Source organism: Streptomyces sp. NBC_01485 (assembly GCF_036227125.1).
Taxonomy (GTDB): domain Bacteria; phylum Actinomycetota; class Actinomycetes; order Streptomycetales; family Streptomycetaceae; genus Streptomyces.
This window is the reverse complement of sequence record NZ_CP109435.1, coordinates 2194685-2213347: the sequence shown is the minus strand read 5'-3', so window position 1 is coordinate 2213347 and position 18663 is coordinate 2194685. Positions and strand designations below refer to the sequence as shown.

At 70.8% G+C, this 18663-nt stretch carries 16 protein-coding genes and 1 pseudogene; 8 read left to right on the top strand and 9 right to left on the bottom strand.

The window, feature by feature from the left end; all coding sequences use genetic code 11:
* Positions 1–34 precede the first annotated feature (34 nt).
* Positions 35–770: pseudogene (locus OG352_RS10245) on the top strand (MFS transporter).
* 73 nt (positions 771–843) lie between these two features.
* Positions 844–2529, top strand: coding sequence for a glucose-6-phosphate isomerase (gene pgi / locus OG352_RS10240; RefSeq protein ID WP_329216176.1), 1686 nt, complete (start codon positions 844–846; stop codon positions 2527–2529).
* Between the two features lie 141 nt (positions 2530–2670).
* Here pgi and OG352_RS10235 read toward each other — a convergent pair whose 3' ends face one another.
* Complete coding sequence (locus OG352_RS10235; RefSeq protein WP_329216175.1) at positions 2671–3951, bottom strand: RNA-guided endonuclease InsQ/TnpB family protein; 1281 nt, start codon at positions 3949–3951, stop codon at positions 2671–2673.
* 23 nt (positions 3952–3974) lie between these two features.
* Here OG352_RS10235 and tnpA point away from each other — a divergent pair, with 23 nt between their 5' ends.
* Positions 3975–4403 carry an IS200/IS605 family transposase gene (tnpA, locus tag OG352_RS10230; RefSeq protein ID WP_329216173.1) on the top strand — a complete coding sequence of 143 codons (429 nt, stop codon included), beginning with the start codon at positions 3975–3977 and terminating at the stop codon, positions 4401–4403.
* A 133-nt stretch (positions 4404–4536) separates the two neighbouring features.
* Positions 4537–5427 carry a hypothetical protein gene (locus OG352_RS10225; protein ID WP_329216171.1) on the top strand — a complete coding sequence of 297 codons (891 nt, stop codon included), beginning with the start codon at positions 4537–4539 and terminating at the stop codon, positions 5425–5427.
* Positions 5428–5461: 34 nt separating this feature from the next.
* On the opposite strand, the gene pgl is transcribed toward OG352_RS10225, so the two are convergent.
* The 5 genes from pgl to tkt are packed head-to-tail and all read right to left on the bottom strand — an operon-like array spanning position 5462 to position 12171.
* A complete protein-coding gene (pgl, locus tag OG352_RS10220) occupies positions 5462–6244 on the bottom strand; it encodes a 6-phosphogluconolactonase (RefSeq protein WP_329216169.1) in 783 nt (260 codons plus the stop codon).
* The gene (gene opcA, locus OG352_RS10215; protein ID WP_329216168.1) at positions 6241–7392 is read right to left on the bottom strand and encodes a glucose-6-phosphate dehydrogenase assembly protein OpcA; all 1152 of its coding nucleotides are present in this window, start codon (positions 7390–7392) and stop codon (positions 6241–6243) included. Before opcA ends, pgl begins: the two co-directional genes overlap by 4 nt.
* Complete coding sequence (gene zwf, locus OG352_RS10210; RefSeq protein ID WP_329216167.1) at positions 7389–8927, bottom strand: glucose-6-phosphate dehydrogenase; 1539 nt, start codon at positions 8925–8927, stop codon at positions 7389–7391. The genes opcA and zwf overlap by 4 nt, the downstream gene beginning before the upstream one ends.
* A 4-nt stretch (positions 8928–8931) precedes the next feature.
* Positions 8932–10050 (bottom strand): transaldolase, encoded by a 1119-nt coding sequence (gene tal / locus OG352_RS10205; protein ID WP_329216165.1) that lies wholly within the window; start codon positions 10048–10050, stop codon positions 8932–8934.
* Positions 10051–10083: 33 nt separating this feature from the next.
* The gene (tkt, locus tag OG352_RS10200) at positions 10084–12171 is read right to left on the bottom strand and encodes a transketolase (RefSeq protein ID WP_329216164.1); all 2088 of its coding nucleotides are present in this window, start codon (positions 12169–12171) and stop codon (positions 10084–10086) included.
* Positions 12172–12526: 355 nt separating this feature from the next.
* On the opposite strand from tkt, the gene OG352_RS10195 reads away from it, so the two are divergent.
* From OG352_RS10195 to OG352_RS10180, 4 genes are all read left to right on the top strand, one after another.
* A complete protein-coding gene (locus tag OG352_RS10195; protein ID WP_329216163.1) occupies positions 12527–13480 on the top strand; it encodes a heme o synthase in 954 nt (317 codons plus the stop codon).
* A gap of 78 nt (positions 13481–13558) precedes the next feature.
* Positions 13559–13903 (top strand): hypothetical protein, encoded by a 345-nt coding sequence (locus OG352_RS10190; RefSeq protein ID WP_329216162.1) that lies wholly within the window; start codon positions 13559–13561, stop codon positions 13901–13903.
* An 80-nt stretch (positions 13904–13983) separates the two neighbouring features.
* Positions 13984–15090, top strand: a complete 1107-nt coding sequence (locus OG352_RS10185) for an amidohydrolase family protein (RefSeq protein WP_329216161.1) — start codon at positions 13984–13986, stop codon at positions 15088–15090.
* Positions 15091–15108: 18 nt separating this feature from the next.
* Complete coding sequence (locus tag OG352_RS10180; protein WP_329216160.1) at positions 15109–15852, top strand: nucleotidyltransferase domain-containing protein; 744 nt, start codon at positions 15109–15111, stop codon at positions 15850–15852.
* 22 nt (positions 15853–15874) lie between these two features.
* Here OG352_RS10180 and OG352_RS10175 read toward each other — a convergent pair whose 3' ends face one another.
* The 3 genes from OG352_RS10175 to OG352_RS10165 all read right to left on the bottom strand — a co-directional run bounded on the left by OG352_RS10175 (position 15875) and on the right by OG352_RS10165 (position 18657).
* A complete protein-coding gene (locus tag OG352_RS10175) occupies positions 15875–16885 on the bottom strand; it encodes a COX15/CtaA family protein (RefSeq protein ID WP_329216159.1) in 1011 nt (336 codons plus the stop codon).
* A 63-nt stretch (positions 16886–16948) separates the two neighbouring features.
* On the bottom strand, positions 16949–17737 hold the full coding sequence (locus OG352_RS10170; protein ID WP_329216157.1) for an ABC transporter permease: 789 nt from the start codon (positions 17735–17737) through the stop codon (positions 16949–16951).
* Positions 17734–18657, bottom strand: a complete 924-nt coding sequence (locus OG352_RS10165) for an ABC transporter ATP-binding protein (RefSeq protein ID WP_329216156.1) — start codon at positions 18655–18657, stop codon at positions 17734–17736. Before OG352_RS10165 ends, OG352_RS10170 begins: the two co-directional genes overlap by 4 nt.
* Positions 18658–18663 lie beyond the last annotated feature (6 nt).

Below are 18663 nucleotides of genomic sequence, written 5' to 3'. Positions count from 1 at the left end.
GCGTGGAGGGTTCGGGCGGCTGTGGAGCGCCGCCGTGATCTCGCGGTTCGGGGACGCGCTGCGGACGACCGCGCTGCCCCTGCTCGCCGTCCAGCTCACCGACGAGCCCCTGGTCATCGCCTCCGTGACCGCCTGCGCCTACCTCCCGTGGCTGCTGTTCGGGCTGCTCGGCGGGGCCGTCGCAGACCGGGTGGACCAGCGGCGCGCGATGTGGGCCGTGGACACCGTGCGCGGACTGCTCGTCGCCGCCTTCGCCCTCGCCGTGGGCCTCGGCCACGCCTCCATCGCCCTGCTGCTCGCCCTCGCCTTCCTGCTGACCACCCTTCAGACACTCTTCGACAACGCCGCCACGGCCCTGCTGCCCTCCCTGGTGGACGCCGAGGCCCTCGGCGGGGCCAACGCCCGCCTGATGACCGGGCAACAGCTCGCCGGCGGCCTGCTCGCCGGCCCGTTCGTGCCGCTGCTGCTCGGCGCCGGCGCCTTCCTGCCGTTCGCCGCCGACGCCGGCACGTATCTGCTGGCCGCAGCGCAGTCCGGCGTCCATGGTGGGCCGTATCGCCTCCGCCTTCCGGACGGCCTCGACCTCCGGCGCACCCGTGGGCGCCCTGCTCGGCGGAGCGGCGGCCGGCGCCTTCGGCCTCAACGCGCCCGCCCTGCTGGCGGCCCTGCTCTTCGCACTCGCCGTCGCCGCGTTGATACCCGCGGCCACGGCGGACGTACCTGTGGGTGCCCCGCGGGACGGTGCCACGACGGCTCACGTCACCGCCTGATCAACTAGGTTGGGAGCGGCGGGGCAAGGCGCGCTGAACAGCATGGACAGGCAAGGAAGGGCTGAAGTCCGACATGAACGCAGACGGCCGTACGAGGCTCAACCAGACGCCCGAGTGGGCCGCTCTGGCCAAACACCGCGAGGAGGTCGGCGAGGTGGGGCTGCGGGAGCTGTTCGCCGCCGACCCCGGGCGCGGCGCCGGATACACGGTGCAGGTCGGGGACCTGCACATCGACTACTCCAAGCACCTCGTCACCGACGAGACGCTGCGGCTGTTGCGCGAGCTGGCCGCCGCCACCGACGTCTTCGGCCTGCGGGACGCCATGTTCCGCGGCGAGAAGATCAACACCACCGAGGACCGCGCCGTCCTGCACACCGCCCTGCGCGCCCCGCGCGACGCGGTGATCGAGGCCGACGGGGAGAACGTCGTCCCGGCGGTGCACGCGGTCCTCGACAAGATGGCCGACTTCGCGGGCCGCGTCCGCTCCGGCGCCTGGACCGGTCACACCGGCAAGCGCATCAAGAACGTGGTGAACATCGGCATCGGCGGCTCCGACCTGGGCCCGGCGATGGCCTACGAGGTGCTGCGCGGCTTCACCGACCGCGACCTCACGGTCCGCTTCGTGTCGAACGTGGACGGCGCCGACCTGCACGAGGCCACCCGCGACCTGGACCCGGCCGAGACGCTGTTCATCATCGCGTCCAAGACGTTCACCACCATCGAGACGATCACCAACGCGACCTCCGCGCGCACCTGGCTGCTGGCCGCGCTGGATGGGGGCACCTCCCGCTCGAGCGAAGTCGAGAGTGGGGGAGACACGGCCGTGGCGAAGCACTTCGTGGCGCTGTCGACGAACGCGGAGAAGGTCGCCGGCTTCGGCATCGACACGGCCAACATGTTCGAGTTCTGGGACTGGGTCGGCGGCCGTTACTCCTTCGACTCGGCGATCGGCCTGTCGCTGATGATCGCCATCGGCCCGGACCGCTTCCGCGAGATGCTCGACGGCTTCCACCTCGTCGACGAGCACTTCCGCACCGCGCCCGCCGAGTCCAACGTGCCGCTGCTGCTGGGCCTGTTGGGCATCTGGTACGGCAACTTCCACGGCGCCCAGTCGCACGCCGTGCTGCCCTACAGCCACTACCTGTCCAAGTTCGCCGCCTACCTCCAGCAGTTGGACATGGAGTCCAACGGCAAGTACGTCGGCCGTGACGGCAAGGAGGTCGACTGGCAGACCGGGCCGATCGTCTGGGGCACGCCGGGCACCAACGGGCAGCACGCCTACTACCAGTTGATCCACCAGGGCACGAAGCTCATCCCGGCCGACTTCATCGGCTTCGCCGAGCCGGTCGCCGAGCTGAGCGACGAACTCAAGGCACAGCACGACCTGTTGATGGCCAACTTCTTCGCCCAGACGCAGGCGCTGGCCTTCGGTAAGACGCCCGATGAGGTGCGCGCGGAGGGCGTACCGGAGGAGCTGGTGGCGCACAAGACGTTCCAGGGCGACCACCCGACGACCACGATCCTCGCCCGTGAACTGACCCCGTCGGTCCTCGGTCAGCTCATCGCGCTCTACGAGCACAAGGTGTTCGTGCAGGGCGCGGTGTGGAACATCGACTCCTTCGACCAGTGGGGCGTGGAGCTCGGCAAGGTCCTCGCCAAGCGCGTCGAGCCCGCCCTGACCGAGGGCGCGCAGGTGCCGGGCCTGGACGCCTCCACCACGGCCCTGGTCGCCAAGTACCGGGAGCTGCGCGGCCGTTAGGGCACCGGGCGCGGGGAGCGGATACCGGAGCGGGAAGTGGGCGGCGAGTGGCCGTCCGCTTCCCGTAAAATCCGCGAGGATCACGCAGCGACGACTCGGGGGATTGAAGTGCTCTCCCGGCTGAAGCCGGGAGATTCCTGCTTACCTTGCGGCAGCGGGTTTGACGTGCTTCGCGCGCCTGACGACTGCCCTCCCGGCAGCCGGGATGAGCGCGTGGCCCATCCGGTACAGGTGCAAGACGTTGCGGGCTGCGTTGTGGTCGGCGTTGCCCGACCAGCCGCAGTCCGGGTTCTTGCATACGAACACGGCCTGGCTCTCCCGGCTCCCGGGCGTGATGAAACCGCATGCGGAGCATCGCCGGGACGTGTTGGGGGCCGGGACCTGGTGGAGGGTGCCGCCATGCTGGGCGGTCTTGTAGGTCAGCATCGTGACCGTACGGCCCCACGCTTCGCCGCTGATGGAGCGGTTCAGCCCGGACTTCTGGGCAACGTTGTTGCCCGGCTCCTCGACGGTGCCCCTGGCCGACTTGACCATGTTCGTGATGGTGAGTGCTTCGACCACGACAGTGCCGTACTGCTTGGCGATGACGGTGGTCGTACGGTGCTGCCAGTCCAGGGCCCGGCGCTTGGCTTTCGCGCGGAGTCCTGCGATCTGGTCATAGGTGCGATGCAGTCGGTGGCTGGTGCGCTCGCCGGGCTTGCGGTGCTGCTTACGCCGCGAGGCGCGCTGCTCCAGGTGCGAAAGCCTGGCCTTCTCCTTGGCGGTCAGCCACTCGCCGTGCTCGTGGGTTTCGCCGTCGGAGAGGGCGATGGGCACGTTGATCCCGACGTCGATGCCGACTTCGGGGCCGGTGTGGGGTTCGGGCTTGATCTCAAGGGTCTGGACGCGGAAGGCGATGTGCCATCCGAGCGCGTCCTTGACCAGCCGGGCCCCGGTGATCCGGTTCTGTGCGCCTGCGTGCTTGCCCACCGGGAGGTCTTTGGTCCAGCGGAAGCGGACCCGGCCCACCTTGGGAATGTTGGCCATGCCCCAGCGTCGGTGCACGCGGACGATGTTGAGGTCACGGCCCTGCGGGATGTCCACCGACATCACCGACCGGAACCGGCCCTTGAAGTTCGGTGCGTCCGCCCGCCCTTCCCAGCAGTTCTTCCACGCCTGGAAGTACGTCTTGAGGACCGCTTGCGCGGCCTGGGCGGGGAGGACTGCCAGGAAGTCGATGTCCTGACGGGCTTGCCGGATCGCGGCGTCCGCGTGTCCGAGCGTCCGCTTCTCCTTCGGCATCATCTGCCACCACGCGTGCAGACAGTTCCACATCGTGCGGGCGGCGTGCGCCTGGTCGTCTGTCTTCAGCACCTCGGCAGGCGACAGCGCAAGCCGGGCACGGTGCCCGAACTGCCGCTTGACCAGGGTGTCGTGATTCACAGCCGGGAGTTTAGCATTGGTTTATGTCACCGCGCTGGAACCCTAATCCCGATGTCAGAACCGGTCGCCATGTTGTCTACAACCTGCACGTTCACTTGGTTTTTGTCACGAAGTACCGGCGGAAGGCGTTCACCGACGCCATGCTTACCCGCACCGAAGAGATCATGCGGGAGGTCTGCGACGACTTCGAGGCCGAGCTGAAACAGTTCAACGGCGAACAGGACCACATCCACCTGCTCGTGCACTACCCGCCCAAAGTCCAGCTCTCCAAGCTGGTCAACTCCCTCAAGGGCGTCAGCTCGCGCCGACTCCGCCAGGAGTACGACGCGCATGTCCGCCGGTACCTGTGGGGCGGACACTTCTGGTCCGGCTCCTACTTCGCCGGATCATGCGGCGGCGCACCGCTCACCGTCGTCCGCCAGTACATCGAGAACCAGCAGCGACCCACCTGACCCTCACCACGCAGACGCAGAGAACTCCGGCGCTCCGCGCCTCCGTACCAAGGATGCGCCTCACCTCCGCCCTAAAGGACGGAGCACTGCGCAAGATCAGAGGTAGAAGTTGGCTGGCACGCGCGGGAACTGGATGAGCGACAGACTGTCGATGCGGTCGATCCTGCAGCCGAAACAGGTGGCGCAGGCGTTGTACCACCCGGCGTGGATCCCGGCCTCGGTCGATCCGTCCGTGGATCGGCTCAAGAAGGCACGCATCATCGCCGGAGCCGTCGCGGCCTTCGGCGTGTACACCTTCGTGCAGCGCAAGTTCGCTTTCGAAGAAGTGCTGGAGAACATGCTGACGGCGTCCGCCGTCGTGCTCTTCATCACGCCGCTGACGGTCGGCTTGATGCTTGTCGTGTGGCGGCGTACCGGGACCGTCCGCCAGATGCGGGTGCCGCTCCTCAACTCGCTCAAGCTGCTGCTGTTCTTCATCGGCTCGGTCGTCGGGTTGGTGTTCCTGTGGCAGGGGACGATGTCACTCGGCGGCTTCTGGCTGGTACCGCTCGGCTTCACGGCGCTCTGGCTGACCGGCATGGTGGTCTACGGGGCGGTGCAGGTCTCCGGGAACTTCTTCGGCACGGCCGCCGTCCACCGGTCCCTGCCGCCGCTGCTCGCCACGGTGACGACCTGGCTGATGGCCGTCCCCGACCTGGTCACCGGCGACCTGCACGGCCTGAGCCTCACCATGGGCATCGTCTTCATCCTGGGCGCACCGGTCACGGTCACGGGGATCGCCCTGCTGGAGATGCGGCGCCTCAAGCGGCGGTACGGCATCCGGCTGGCGGCCCACCCGGCCACCCCGCCGCGCATCCCCGCACAGGGCCGCGCTCACCCTCAGGGCAACCCGTACGGGCCGGCGCAGGGCAACCCGTACCACCAGGGCGCGCCCCAGCCGCCGTACTACCCGCCGCCGCAGCAGCACCCGTACGGCCCCGGCTCCTACCAGCCCCACAACGGACGGAACCCGTACGGCGGTTGACCGTACGGGCTCCGTGGGGGTGGTGGTGCCGGCGTCAGGGGGACGCCGGCGGGTACAGCGCTCTCGGGAGGCGGGAGGCCGCCGCCGTGTCCAGGAGCCACAGGGTGCGGGCGCGGCCCTGGGCGCCCGCCGCCGGGGCCTGGATCTCGCCCGCGCCGGACAGGGCGATCGCCGCGGCCTGCGCCTTGTCCTCGCCGGCCGCGAGCAGCCACACCTCACGGGCCGCCCGGATCGCCGGGAGGGTGAGGGTGATCCGGGTCGGCGGCGGCTTGGGCGCGCCGCGGACGCCGACCACCGTGCGCTCGGTCTCCCGCACGGCCGGCAGCTCGGGGAAGAGCGAGGCCACGTGGGTGTCCGGGCCGACGCCCAGCATCAGGACGTCGAAGGTGGGCACGGCGCCGTGGTTCTCGGGGCCGGCCGCGCGGGCCAGCTCCTCGGCGTAGGCCTCCGCGGCCGCCTCCACGTCGGCGCCGTACGGACCGTCCGACGCGGGCATGGCGTGCACGCGCTTCGGGTCCACGGGGACGGCGTCCAGCAGGGCCTCGCGGGCCTGCGTGACGTTGCGCTCCGGGTCGCCCTCGGGCAGGAAGCGCTCGTCGCCCCACCACAGGTCGAGCCGGCCCCAGTCGACGGCGTCCCGGGCGGGCGCCGCCGCCAGCGCGGCCAGCAGGCCGTTGCCGTTGCGGCCGCCCGTGAGGACCACGGACGCCTGGCCCCGGGAGGCCTGGGCGTCCACGATCTTCGTGATGAGGCGGGCCGCGGCGGCCTGCGCCATCAGCTCCTTGTCGCGGTGCACGACCAGTTGGGGCGTGCTCACGGCGAATCCGCTTTCCTGACCGGCGGCATCTGCGCCGGAGTCGGCCGGTCGGCCTGACCCTCGCCCTCGCCCTGCGACGGGGCGAGGGCCAGCCGATTCGGCGCGGCCGGGGCGGCCGGGGCGGCCGGGGTGACCGGGTCCGGCACCGCGCGGACCGGGAGGGACGGCGCGGGCTGCGCGGCGGCCTCGGCCCGCACCGCCACCCGCTCCGCGGCCGACTGGATCCCGCCGAGCCGGTCCACGCCGAACCGCAGCGCGGACGCGTACGTGTCGTCGGGGTCGAGCCTGCGCAGCTCCTCCGCGAGCAGCTCGGACGTCTCGCGGCGCTTGAGCGCCACCGCGCGGTCCGGCTGGCCGGGCAGCGCCAGCGTGGCCATCGAGCCGTCCGAGCGGTGCAGCGTGATCGGGCCGCCGGTCGTCTCCAGGCGTACCTGGGTCAGGCCGGGACCGGCCGAGACCGCGCGCCGGACGTGCACATGGAGCCGGTCGGCGAGCCACATCGCGAGCAGTTCGACGCTCGGGTTGGACTCCTCGCCCGCCACCTCGGCGGACACGATCTCGCTGTTGACCTGGTCGAGGGCGGCGGCCAGCATCGAGCGCCACGGGGTGATCCGGGCCCACGCGAGGTCGGTGTCGCCCGGCTCGTAGCTCTCGGCGCGGGAGCGCAGTTCGCCGACGGGCTTCTCCGCCGCGTAGCTGTCGGTGACCCGGCGCTGGCCCAGGGCGCCCAGCGGGTCGCCCGCCGGGTCGCGCGGGGCGTCCACCGACCACCAGACCACCACCGGCGCGTCCGGCAGCAGCAGCGGCAGCACGACGGACTGGGCGTGGTCGGAGACCTCGCCGTACAGCCGGAGGATGACCGTCTCGCCGCTGCCCGCGTCCGTGCCGAGGCGCACCTCGGCGTCGAGGCGGGACTGGGTGCGGCCCCGGGAGGAGCGCGAGACGCGCTTGATGACCACGAGCGTGCGCGAGGGGTGCTCGTGCGACGCGTCGTTCGCGGCCTTCAGGGCGTCGTAGGCGTTCTCCTCGTCCGTGACGACGACGAGGGTGAGCACCATGCCGACGGCCGGCGTGCCTATCGCACGGCGGCCCTGCACCAACGCCTTGTTGATCTTGCTGGCGGTGGTGTCCGTGAGGTCTGTCTTCATGGCCGGCGCCAGCTCCGTCCGTCTCGCTCGAGCATCTCGTCGGCCTCGACGGGCCCCCAGGTGCCCGACGGGTACTGCGCGGGCTTGCCGTTCTTGTCCCAGTACTGCTCGATCGGGTCGAGGATCTTCCAGGACAGCTCCACCTCTTCCGTGCGGGGGAAGAGGTTCGAGTCGCCCAGCAGCACGTCGAGGATGAGGCGTTCGTACGCCTCGGGGCTGGACTCCGTGAAGGACTCGCCGTAGGCGAAGTCCATGGACACGTCCCGGATCTCCATGGAGGTGCCGGGCACCTTGGAGCCGAAGCGGACCGTGATGCCCTCGTCGGGCTGGACGCGGATGACGATCGCGTTCGCGCCCAGCTCCTCGGTGGCCGTGGAGTCGAAGGGGGAGTGCGGTGCCCGCTGGAAGACGACCGCGATCTCCGTCACCCGGCGGCCCAGCCGCTTGCCGGTGCGCAGGTAGAAGGGGACGCCCGCCCAGCGGCGGTTGTCGACGCCCAGCTTGACGGCCGCGTAGGTGTCGGTCTTCGACTTGGCGTCGATGCCGTCTTCCTGGAGGTAGCCGACGGCCTTCTCGCCGCCCTGCCAGCCGGCCGCGTACTGGCCGCGCACGGTGTCGCGGCCCAGGTCCTTCGGCAGCCTCACAGCGCCGAGCACCTTGGTCTTCTCGGCGGCCAGCGCGTCCGCGTCGAAGGAGGCGGGCTCCTCCATCGCGGTCAGCGCCATGAGCTGGAGCAGGTGGTTCTGGATGACGTCACGGGCGGCGCCGATGCCGTCGTAGTAGCCGGCCCGGCCGCCGATGCCGATGTCCTCGGCCATCGTGATCTGCACGTGGTCCACGAAGGACCGGTTCCAGATCGGCTCGAACATCGTGTTGGCGAAGCGCAGCGCCAGGATGTTCTGGACCGTCTCCTTGCCCAGGTAGTGGTCGATGCGGAAGACCTGGTCCGAGGCGAACACCTCGTGGACGACCTTGTTCAGATCCTCGGCCGAGGTCAGGTCGTGGCCGAACGGCTTCTCGATGACCGCGCGTCGCCAGGAGCCGTTCTTCTGGTCGGCCAGCCCGTGCTTCTTCAGCTGCTGGATGACGACGGGGAAGGCGCCCGGCGGCACGGAGAGGTAGAAGGCGAAGTTGCCGCCCGTCCCCTGTGCCTTGTCGAGCTCCTCGATCGTGCCGCGCAGCCGCTCGAACGCGTCGTCGTCGTCGAAGGTGCCCTGCACGAAGCGCATGCCCTGGACGAGCTGCTGCCAGACCTCCTCGCGGAAGGGCGTACGGGAGTGCTCCTTGACGGCGTCGTGGACCTCCTGTGCGAAGTCCTCGTGCTCCCACTCGCGGCGGGCGAAGCCGACCAGGGAGAAGCCCGGCGGCAGCAGCCCCCGGTTGGCGAGGTCGTACACGGCGGGCATGAGCTTCTTGCGGGACAGATCGCCCGTGACGCCGAAGATGACCAGGCCCGACGGCCCCGCGATACGCGGGAGCCGTCGGTCTGCGGGGTCACGGAGCGGATTCGCTCCGGCACCGGTGAAAGGCGACAAGAGATCAGCCCTCCGAGGGGGCGAGGCGTTCCAGCTCTGCCTCGGTCGACTTGAGCAGGTCGTTCCAGGACGCCTCGAACTTCTCGACGCCCTCGTCCTCCAGCAGCTGCACCACGTCGGCGTAGGAGATCCCGAGCTTCTCCACGGCGTCGAGCTCGGCGCGGGCCTGCTCGTAGGTGCCGGCGATCGTGTCGCCGGTGATCCGCCCATGGTCCTCGGTGGCGAAGAGGGTCGCCTCCGGCATGGTGTTGACCGTGTTCGGCGCCACCAGGTCGTCCACGTACAGGGTGTCCTTGTACGCGGGGTCCTTCACACCGGTGGAGGCCCACAGCGCGCGCTGCTTGTTGGCGCCCGCCTTGGCCAGCGCGCTCCAGCGCTCGCCGGCGAAGACCTCCTCGTACGCCTGGTAGGCGAGGCGGGCGTTGGCGACGCCGGCCTTGCCGCGGGCGGCCTTGGCCTCGGGGGTGCCGAGCGCGTCGAGCCGCTTGTCGATCTCGGTGTCCACGCGGGACACGAAGAAGGACGCCACCGAGTGGATCAGGGCCAGGTCCAGGCCCTTGGCCTGTGCCTTCTCCAGGCCCGCCAGGTAGGCGTCCATGACCTCGCGGTAGCGCTCCAGCGAGAAGATCAGCGTGACGTTGACGCTGATGCCGTTGCCGATGACCTCGGTGATGGCCGGCAGGCCCGCCTTCGTCGCCGGGATCTTGATCAGCGTGTTGGGGCGGTCGACCAGCCAGGCGAGCTGCTTGGCCTCGGCGACGGTCGGCGTGGTGTGGTGCGCCAGGCGCGGGTCGACCTCGATGGACACCCGGCCGTCCTGGCCGCCGGTGGCGTCGAAGACCGGGCGCAGGATGTCGGCGGCGTCGCGGACGTCCGCCGTCGTGATCATGCGGATGGCCTCTTCGACGGTGACCTTGCGGGCGGCGAGGTCGGTGAGCTGCTGCTCGTAGCCGTCGCCGCTGCTGATCGCCTTCTGGAAGATGGACGGGTTGGTGGTGACGCCCACGACGTGCTGCTGGTCGATCAGTTCGGCGAGGTTGCCGGACGTGATCCGCTTGCGCGACAGGTCGTCCAGCCAGATCGCCACGCCTTCTTCGGAGAGGCGCTTGAGTGCGTCTGTCATGGAATTACATCTCCTACGTGTCGTATGTGAGCGTCAGCGCTGGGCGGCGGTGAGGGATTCCCGGGCCTTGGCGGCCACGTTCTCCGCAGTGAAGCCGTACTCCTGGAAGAGGACCTTGCCGTCGGCCGAAGCACCGAAGTGCTCCAGGGAAACGATGCGGCCGGCGTCCCCGACGTACTTGTGCCAGGTCAGACCGATACCCGCCTCGACCGAGACCCGGGCCTTGACCGACGGGGGCAGGACGCTGTCCCGGTACCCCTGGTCCTGCTCCTCGAACCACTCCACGCACGGCATGGACACGACCCGCGTGGGCACGCCGTCGGCTTCGAGCCGCTCGCGCGCCTCGACGGCGACGTGCACCTCGGAACCGGTCGCGAGGAGGATCACCTCGGGCGTCCCCGAGGAGGCCTCGAACAGGACGTACCCGCCGTTGGCCGCGTTCTCGTCGGGCTCGTACGTCGGCACGCCCTGGCGGGTGAGGGCCAGACCGTGCGGGGCGCCCTTGCCGAAGACCTTCGTCCAGCGCCTGAGGATCTCGCGCCAGGCGATCACCGTCTCGTTGGCGTCGGCCGGGCGCACGACGTTCAGGCCCGGGATCGCGCGCAGCGACGCGAGGTGCTCGACCGGCTGGTGCGTCGGGCCGTCCTCGCCGAGACCGATGGAGTCGTGCGTCCACACGTACGTCACCGGCACGTGCATCAGTGCGGACAGGCGCACGGCGTTGCGCATGTAGTCGGAGAACACGAGGAACGTGCCGCCGTAGACACGGGTGTTGCCGTGCAGCGCGATGCCGTTCATCTCCGCGGCCATCGAGTGCTCGCGGATGCCGAAGTGGACCGTACGGCCGTAGGGGCTCGCCTCCGGCAGCGGGTTGTCCGCCGGGAGGAACGACGACGTCTTGTCGATCGTCGTGTTGTTCGAGCCCGCGAGGTCGGCGGAGCCGCCCCACAGCTCGGGGATGACCGCGCCGAGCGCCTGGAGCACCTTGCCGGACGCGGCACGCGTGGCGACGCCCTTGCCGGGCTCGAAGACCGGGAGCTTCTCCTCCCAGCCGGCCGGCAGCTCGCCCGCGGCGACGCGGTCGAACTCGGCGGCGCGCTCGGTGTTGTCGTCGCGCCAGAGCTGGAAGGACTTCTCCCACTCCGCCTTCGCCTGCGCGCCCCGCTCCAGGGCCTGCCGGGTGTGGCCGATGACCTCGTCGGCGACCTCGAAGCTCTGCTCCGGGTCGAAGCCGAGGACGCGCTTGGTGGCCGCGACCTCGTCGTCGCCGAGCGCCGAGCCGTGCGCGGCCTCGGTGTTCTGCGCGTTCGGCGCGGGCCAGGCGATGATCGAGCGCATCGCGATGAAGGACGGCTTGTCCGTCACCTGCTTCGCGGCCTCGATCGCGTTGTAGAGGGCGTGCGGGTCCAGGTCGCCGTCCGGCTTCGGGGCGACGCGCTGCACATGCCAGCCGTACGCCTCGTACCGCTTGACGGTGTCCTCGGAGACGGCCGTCTCCGTGTCGCCCTCGATCGAGATGTGGTTGTCGTCCCACAGCAGGACCAGGTTGCCGAGCCGCTGGTGGCCGGCGAGCGAGGACGCCTCGGCGGAGATGCCCTCCTGGAGGCAGCCGTCACCGGCGATCGCGTAGATGAAGTGGTCGAACGGCGACTCGCCGACCGGGGCCTCGGGGTCGAACAGACCGCGCTCGTAGCGGGCGGCCATCGCCATGCCGACGGCGTTGGCGACACCCTGGCCCAGGGGGCCGGTCGTCGTCTCGACGCCCGTGGTGTGGCCGTACTCCGGGTGGCCCGGCGTCTTCGAACCCCAGGTGCGGAACGCCTTGAGGTCGTCCAGCTCCAGGCCGAAACCGGCCAGGTACAGCTGGGTGTAGAGGGTCAGGGACGAGTGGCCCGCGGACAGCACGAAGCGGTCGCGGCCGACCCAGTCGGCGTCCGCCGGGTCGTGTCGCATCACCTTCTGGAAGAGGGTGTACGCGGCAGGCGCCAGGCTCATCGCCGTACCGGGATGGCCGTTGCCGACCTTCTGTACGGCATCGGCGGCCAGGACGCGGGCGGTGTCGACGGCCCGCTGGTCCAACTCGGTCCACTCGAGGTCTGTGGTGGTCGGCTTGGTGCTCACCCTGGGTCAGGGCTCCTCTCCACATGTCACACATGTCGAATGCCGGTGCACGCGGCGCCCACCGGCCGCTGTCGAGCCTACCCCCGTGCGAACGTGCATTTTTTCGAGTCATTCCAGACTGCCGGGAGTCTTCGGGATCCGCCTGCCGACCGGTGTGTCCGCTGTTCAGCAGGTGAATACGGAGGCGCTCGTACGAGTGCTCAACAGAGTGCCGCCCAGCTCTTCCGGAGGGCCTCTCCAACACGACCCCACCCCCGCGAATGTCGGGGTATGGGCAACGTCTACAGTGGCGTGGTACGCGCGAGCCTTTACCCCGTATTCGCATGGGGAGGCTCGCTGGGAGTCTCTGTCAGGGGTGTGCGTGACGGCCGTTGAATCCCGTCCAGTGGGGATTATCGGGACGAGCCAGAGCCCGAGCCGGCGGCCACTCGGGGCCCGGGTCATGGCGTTCGTGGCGCTGACGAAGCCGCGGATCATCGAGCTGCTGCTGATCACCACCGTCCCGGTGATGTTCCTGGCGCAGCAGGGGGTTCCGGACCTCGGCCTGGTGCTGCTGACCTGCCTGGGCGGCTACCTCTCCGCGGGCGGCGCCAACGCGCTGAACATGTACATCGACCGCGACATCGACGCGCTGATGGACCGCACCTCGCAGCGCCCGCTGGTCACCGGCATGGTCAGCCCGCGCGAGTGCCTCGCCTTCGGCATCACCCTCGCGGTGGTCTCGACGCTCCTGTTCGGCCTGACCGTCAACTGGCTGTCGGCCTGGCTCGCCCTCGGCGCGCTCCTCTTCTACGTCGTCGTCTACACGATGATCCTCAAGCGCCGTACCTCGCAGAACATCGTGTGGGGCGGCATCGCCGGCTGCATGCCGGTGCTGATCGGCTGGTCGGCCGTCACGGACTCCGTGTCGTGGGCGCCGGTCATCCTCTTCCTCGTCATGTTCTTCTGGACGCCGCCGCACTACTGGCCGCTGTCCATGAAGGTGAAGGACGACTACGCGCGCGTGGGCGTGCCGATGCTGCCGGTCGTCGCCTCCAACAAGGTCGTCGCCAAGCAGATCGTCCTCTACAGCTGGGTGATGGTCGCCGTCTCGCTGCTGCTGACCCCCCTGGGCTACACCGGCTGGTTCTACACCTCGGTCGCGCTGGTCGCCGGCGGCTGGTGGCTGTGGGAGGCGCACGGCCTGCACACCCGCGCGAAGGCCGAGGTGACGGGCGGCAAGCTCAAGGAGATGCGGCTGTTCCACTGGTCCATCACCTATGTGTCACTGCTGTTCGTGGCGGTCGCGGTGGACCCCTTCCTGCGCTGACATGCTCCGACGTGCGCTGACGCACGTCACACGGGCCCGCTCTCGCCAGTCCATCTACTCGTGAGTAGCATCCTGGCCATGGCAGACACACAGCAGGTCGACGCGAAGGACGCGGCGAAGGACGGGCGGAAGGCCGCCCGACTCGCCAAGCAGATCAGTGCCTTCGCCAAGGAGCACGGCGGAGCCGAGAGCCAGGTCGCGTACATCGGAGAGCGCGGCGCGCGCATCGTCCTCGTCGGCGAGGACGGCGGCTGGGGCGACCTCGTGGCCCCCTCGGTCGCCCTCGCCGAACAGGCCGTCGAGAAGGCCGGGATCACCGCCCACGAGTCCTTCGACGGCGAGTTCGCGGCGAAGGTGCGGACAGGGCCGTACGAGTGGACGCGGATGGCGGGCATCCAGGTCGGCGGACCGAAGAACGGCTGAGCGGCATCTCCCGCAACACCTCCACCCGGCTCACCCGTTAGGACCCTTAGGAGTACGAGGTCCAGTTTCGGGGAGTCCGGATGATCGAAACGCCGTCCTTGGTGGACCAGTACTGCCACGGCGTCCTGAGAACGGAGCTGGGTCTCGGCACCTTCGAGGCCCAGTTGTCGCGTACCGAGGGCCCGCCCGCCCCGGGGACGACGTTCTTCGACACGCAGACGGGGTTCGCGGTACGCCGCTGGTGCCCACCGCTGCTCGGCCTGGAACCGCACTCCCCGCCCGCCCGCTATCTCGCCCGGCGTCGTGAACTCGGCGTACTGGAATCGGGGCGCCGGCTGCTGCGCGGCAGCGGCATCACCACCTACCTGGTCGACACGGGCCTGCCCGGCGACCTCACAGGACCGGCCGAGCTGGCCTCCGCCGGGGCCGCCGAGGCCCGCGAGATCGTGCGCCTGGAACTCCTCGCCGAACAGGTCGCCGACACCTCCGGCACCGTCGAGTCCTTCCTCGCCAACCTCGCCGAGGCGGTCCACGGGGCCGCGGCGAACGCCGTGGCCTTCACCTCCGTCGCGGGCGTCCGGCACGGCCTCGCCCTCGCGCCGGAGCCGCCCGGGCCGGGGGAGGTGCGGGGCGCGGCCGGCCGATGGCTGGCCGCCCGCCGGGTCGGCGGCGAACTGAGCGACCCGGTACTGCTACGGCACCTGCTGTGGATCGCCGTCGCCTCGGGACTGCCCCTGCAACTGCACGCGGGGCTCGGGGCGTCCGAAGCGCGCATCGACCGCACCGACCCCGTGCTGCTCACCGACTTCGTCCGCGCGACGGCCGGCCTCGGCACCGACCTCGTCGTGCTGCACGCCTACCCCTACCACCGCCACGCCGCCCACCTCGCCGGAGTCTTCCCGCACGTCTACGCCGACTGCGGCGCGGCCCTCGTCCGCACCGGCGCCCGCGCCGCGACGATCCTCGCGGAGATCCTGGAACTCGCCCCCTTCGGCAAGATCCTCTTCTCCAGCGGCGCCCAGGGCCTGCCCGAACTGCACGTGGTCGGCGCCCGCCTGTTCCGCGAGGCCCTGGCCCGCGTACTGGGCACCTGGGTCGCGGAGGGGGCGTGGTCCCTGCCGGACGCGCAACGCGTGGCGGGCCTGATCGCGGCGGGAAACGCCCGCAGGGTGTACGGCCTGGGCTGAGCCGCCCAGACTGCCCGGATGACCACCGACACCGACGCCTTGCTGACCCGCTTCCTGACCGCTCTCTCGCCGCTCGCCCCCACTGCGGTCTGGGCGCACGGCTCGCTCGCCGGGGGCGACTACCAGGAGGGCCGCAGCGACCTGGACCTCATCGCGGTGCTGGACACTCCGCCGACCCTGCGCACCGTACGGCGGATCGTCGCGCTGCACCGGAACCTGCGCGCCGAGCCTCTCGCCGCCGGGCTGCACTGCACCTACCTGACCCCCGAAACGGCGGCGGACCCCCAGCGCCCCCACCCGACCTGGGCGCACGGCGGCCTGACGCGCCGGCCGGTCACGCCCGTCACCCGGCGCGAGCTGCACGCCTTCGGCCGGGTGCTGCGGGGCCGGCCGCCCGCCGGACTGCTCCCGACGGTGACGGACCGGGAGCTGGCCGAGTTCGTCGTACGCGACCAGAAGGAGTTCTGGCGGCCGAACGTCGGCACGGCGCGGCTGTGGCGGCGGGACGTCTGGGTCGACCTGGGTCTGCTGACGTACGCCCGCGCCGCCGTCACCCTCCGGGAGGGCCGCCTGATCACCAAACGGGAGGCACTGGACGCGCTTCCCGGACTGGGGGCGCCGGTGGAGGTCGTCGCGGACATCGAGCGACGCCGGTACGGGCGGCCGGGGGAGCCGGACGAGGAGTGGCTCGCCCGCCGGGGCGAGCTGGCCAGGGCCTACCTGGGGCCGGCGATCGACGGGCTCGTGGAGACGTACGGGTGAGCGGCGTCGTCGTACGGTCGCCTCACGCGTGCGTGTCGGCCGGTGTCCTGGTCGCCGGGGCCGGGAGGCCGAGCTTCGTGGCGGGGCGTTCGCGCAGGGACAGCAGGACGCGCAGTACCGCGATCCACACCAGGCAGGAGCCGAGCATGTGGATGCCGACCAGGGCCTCGGGGAGGTCCGTGAAGTACTGGACGTAACCGATGACGCCCTGGGCGAGGAGGACCACGAACAGCTCCCGGGTGCGGTCCAGGGGGGCCTTGGGGGAGTCGACCGCCTTCAGGACGAACCACAGGGCGAAGGTCAGGGTCACGACGATCCAGGCGAGTACGGCGTGCAGCTTGCTCACCGTCTCCCAGTCCAGCGGCATCCGCTCGACCTCGCTGGAGTCGCCCGCGTGCGGGCCGGAGCCGGTGACCACCGTGCCGACGGCGATCAGCAGCGCCGCGGCGGCGACCAGGAACCACACCAGTTGCCGCACGGACGCGCCGACCAGCGGCTCGGGCGCGCCGTCGCCCTCCCGGGTGCGCTGCCACATCAGCGTGGCGACGGCGGTGAGCGCCGAGGCCAGCAGGAAGTGCGCGGCGACCGTGTACGGGTTGAGTCCGACGAGGACCACGATGCCGCCGAGGATCGCGTTGCCCATCACGAGCCAGAACTGCGCCCAGCCCAGCCGGGTCAGCCCGCGCCGGTACGGCTTCTCGGAGCGTGCGGCGACGATCGCCCAGCCGACGGCCGCGCACAGCACGTACGTCAGCATGCGGTTGCCGAACTCGATGGCGCCGTGGAAGCCCATCGCGCTGGTCGCGGTGAGCGAGTCGGCGGTGCACTTGGGCCAGGTCGGGCAGCCGAGGCCGGAGCCCGTGAGCCGGACGGCACCGCCGGTGACCACGATGACCACCGACATCACGAGCGCGGACAGGGCCGCCCGCCGCACCGTCCGGGGGGCGGGGGTCCAGCGTTCGGCGATGAAGGCGAGCGGGTTGCGCACGGCGGCTACGGCGTCGGCACGGGTCAGGTTCGGCACGCGTCCCATCGTAGGCGGACGCTTGTGCACGCTTTCACGAGGGTCCCCACTTCCCGTGGGCCCTCTGCGTCCTCACTCCCAGCGGAAGAAACGGCCCGCCGCCGCGAGGCCGACGACCGCCCAGGCCGCCAGGATCCCCAGGTCGGCCCAGGGCATGCCCGCACCGTGCTGGAGGACGTCGCGCAGGCCGTCGGAGAGGGCCGCGATGGGCAGCACGCCGAGCACGTCCTGCGCGGCGGGCGGGAACTTGTCGAGCGGGACGATCACCCCGCCGCCCACCAGCAGCAGCAGGAAGACCAGGTTGGCCGCGGCGAGCGTCGCCTCCGCCTTCAGCGTGCCCGCCATCAGCAGCCCGAGGCCCGAGAAGGCGGCCGTGCCGAGGACCAGGAGCAGTACGACGGCCACCGGGTTGCCGTGCGGCTGCCAGCCCAGCGCGAAGGCGATCACCGTCAGCAGGATCACCTGGAGGATCTCGGTGACCAGGACCGACAGCGTCTTCGCCGTCATCAGGCCCCAACGGGGCAGCGGCGAGGAGGCGAGCCGCTTGAGGACGCCGTAGCGGCGTTCGAAGCCGGTCGCGATGGCCTGGCCGGTGAAGGCCGTCGACAGCACGGCGAGCGCGAGGATGCCGGGGGCGAGGAAGTCCACCGCCTTGCCCGCGCCGGTGTCGACGATGTCCACGCTGCTGAACAGGACCAGCAGCAGCGTCGGGATCACGACGGTGAGCAGCAGTTGCTCGCCGTTGCGCAGCAGCATCTTCGTCTCCAGCGCCGCCTGCGTCCCGATCATGCGGGGGAGGGGCGCGGCACCGGGGTTCGGCGTGTAGGTGCCGGAGGCGGTGGGGGCGGAGGTGGTGATCATGAACGCAACTCCTTGCCTGTGAGCTCCAGAAAGACGTCTTCGAGCGTGTGCCGTTCGACCGAGATGCGGTCCGGCATCACCCCGTGCTGCGCGCACCACGAGGTGACCGTCGCCAGCAGTTGCGGGTCGACCTTGCCCATGACGCGGTAGGAGCCCGGGGTCAGCTCGGCGGCGGCGCTGTCGGCGGGCAGGGCTTTGAGCAGGGAGTTCACGTCGAGACCGGGGCGGCCGGTGAAGCGCAGGGTGTTCTCGGCGCCGCCCCGGCACAGCTCCTCGGGGGAGCCCTGGGCGATGACCCGGCCCGCGTCGATGATCGCGACGTCGTCGGCGAGCTGCTCGGCCTCGTCCATGTAGTGGGTGGTCAGGATGACCGAGACGCCGTCCGCGCGCAGGTCCCGTACGAGGTCCCAGGTGGCGCGGCGGGCCTGCGGGTCCAGGCCGGCCGTCGGCTCGTCCAGGAACACGAGCTCCGGGCGGCCGACGACGGCCATGGCCAGTGCCAGGCGCTGCTGCTGGCCGCCGGACAGGCGCCGGTACGTCGTCCGGCCGCAGGAGCCGAGGCCCAGGCGCTCGACGAGGGCGTCGACGTCCAGCGGACGCGCGTGCAGTTTCGCCATGTGGCGGAGCATCTCGTCGGCCCGCGCACCCGAGTACACACCCCCCGACTGGAGCATCACGCCGATCCGGGGGCGCAGGTCGGAGGCCTGTCTCACCGGGTCGAGGCCGAGGACGCGCACGGTGCCGGAGTCCGCCTTGCGGTACCCCTCGCAGGTCTCGATCGTGGTCGTCTTGCCGGCGCCGTTGGGTCCGAGGACGGCGGTGACGCCCGGCCGGGCCGTCAGGTCGAGGCCGTCCACCGCCGTCTTCGTCCCGTACCGCTTCACCAGGGCCTGGACCCGGACGACAGGCTCAGTTCGCATGGCTCA

Bases quoted from the DNA above. Each gene is read 5' to 3' on its own strand.
- tal (WP_329216165.1), bottom strand. From the start codon at position 10,050: ATGACAGACGCACTCAAGCGCCTCTCCGAAGAAGGCGTGGCGATCTGG.
- OG352_RS10165 (WP_329216156.1), bottom strand. From the start codon at position 18,657: ATGCGAACTGAGCCTGTCGTCCGGGTCCAGGCCCTGGTGAAGCGGTAC.
- pgi (WP_329216176.1), top strand. From the start codon at position 844: ATGAACGCAGACGGCCGTACGAGGCTCAACCAGACGCCCGAGTGGGCC.
- OG352_RS10175 (WP_329216159.1), bottom strand. From the start codon at position 16,885: ATGGGACGCGTGCCGAACCTGACCCGTGCCGACGCCGTAGCCGCCGTG.
- OG352_RS10185 (WP_329216161.1), top strand. From the start codon at position 13,984: ATGATCGAAACGCCGTCCTTGGTGGACCAGTACTGCCACGGCGTCCTG.
- OG352_RS10170 (WP_329216157.1), bottom strand. From the start codon at position 17,737: ATGATCACCACCTCCGCCCCCACCGCCTCCGGCACCTACACGCCGAAC.
- OG352_RS10225 (WP_329216171.1), top strand. From the start codon at position 4,537: ATGAGCGACAGACTGTCGATGCGGTCGATCCTGCAGCCGAAACAGGTG.
- tnpA (WP_329216173.1), top strand. From the start codon at position 3,975: ATGTCACCGCGCTGGAACCCTAATCCCGATGTCAGAACCGGTCGCCAT.
- OG352_RS10190 (WP_329216162.1), top strand. From the start codon at position 13,559: ATGGCAGACACACAGCAGGTCGACGCGAAGGACGCGGCGAAGGACGGG.
- OG352_RS10180 (WP_329216160.1), top strand. From the start codon at position 15,109: ATGACCACCGACACCGACGCCTTGCTGACCCGCTTCCTGACCGCTCTC.
- opcA (WP_329216168.1), bottom strand. From the start codon at position 7,392: ATGAAGACAGACCTCACGGACACCACCGCCAGCAAGATCAACAAGGCG.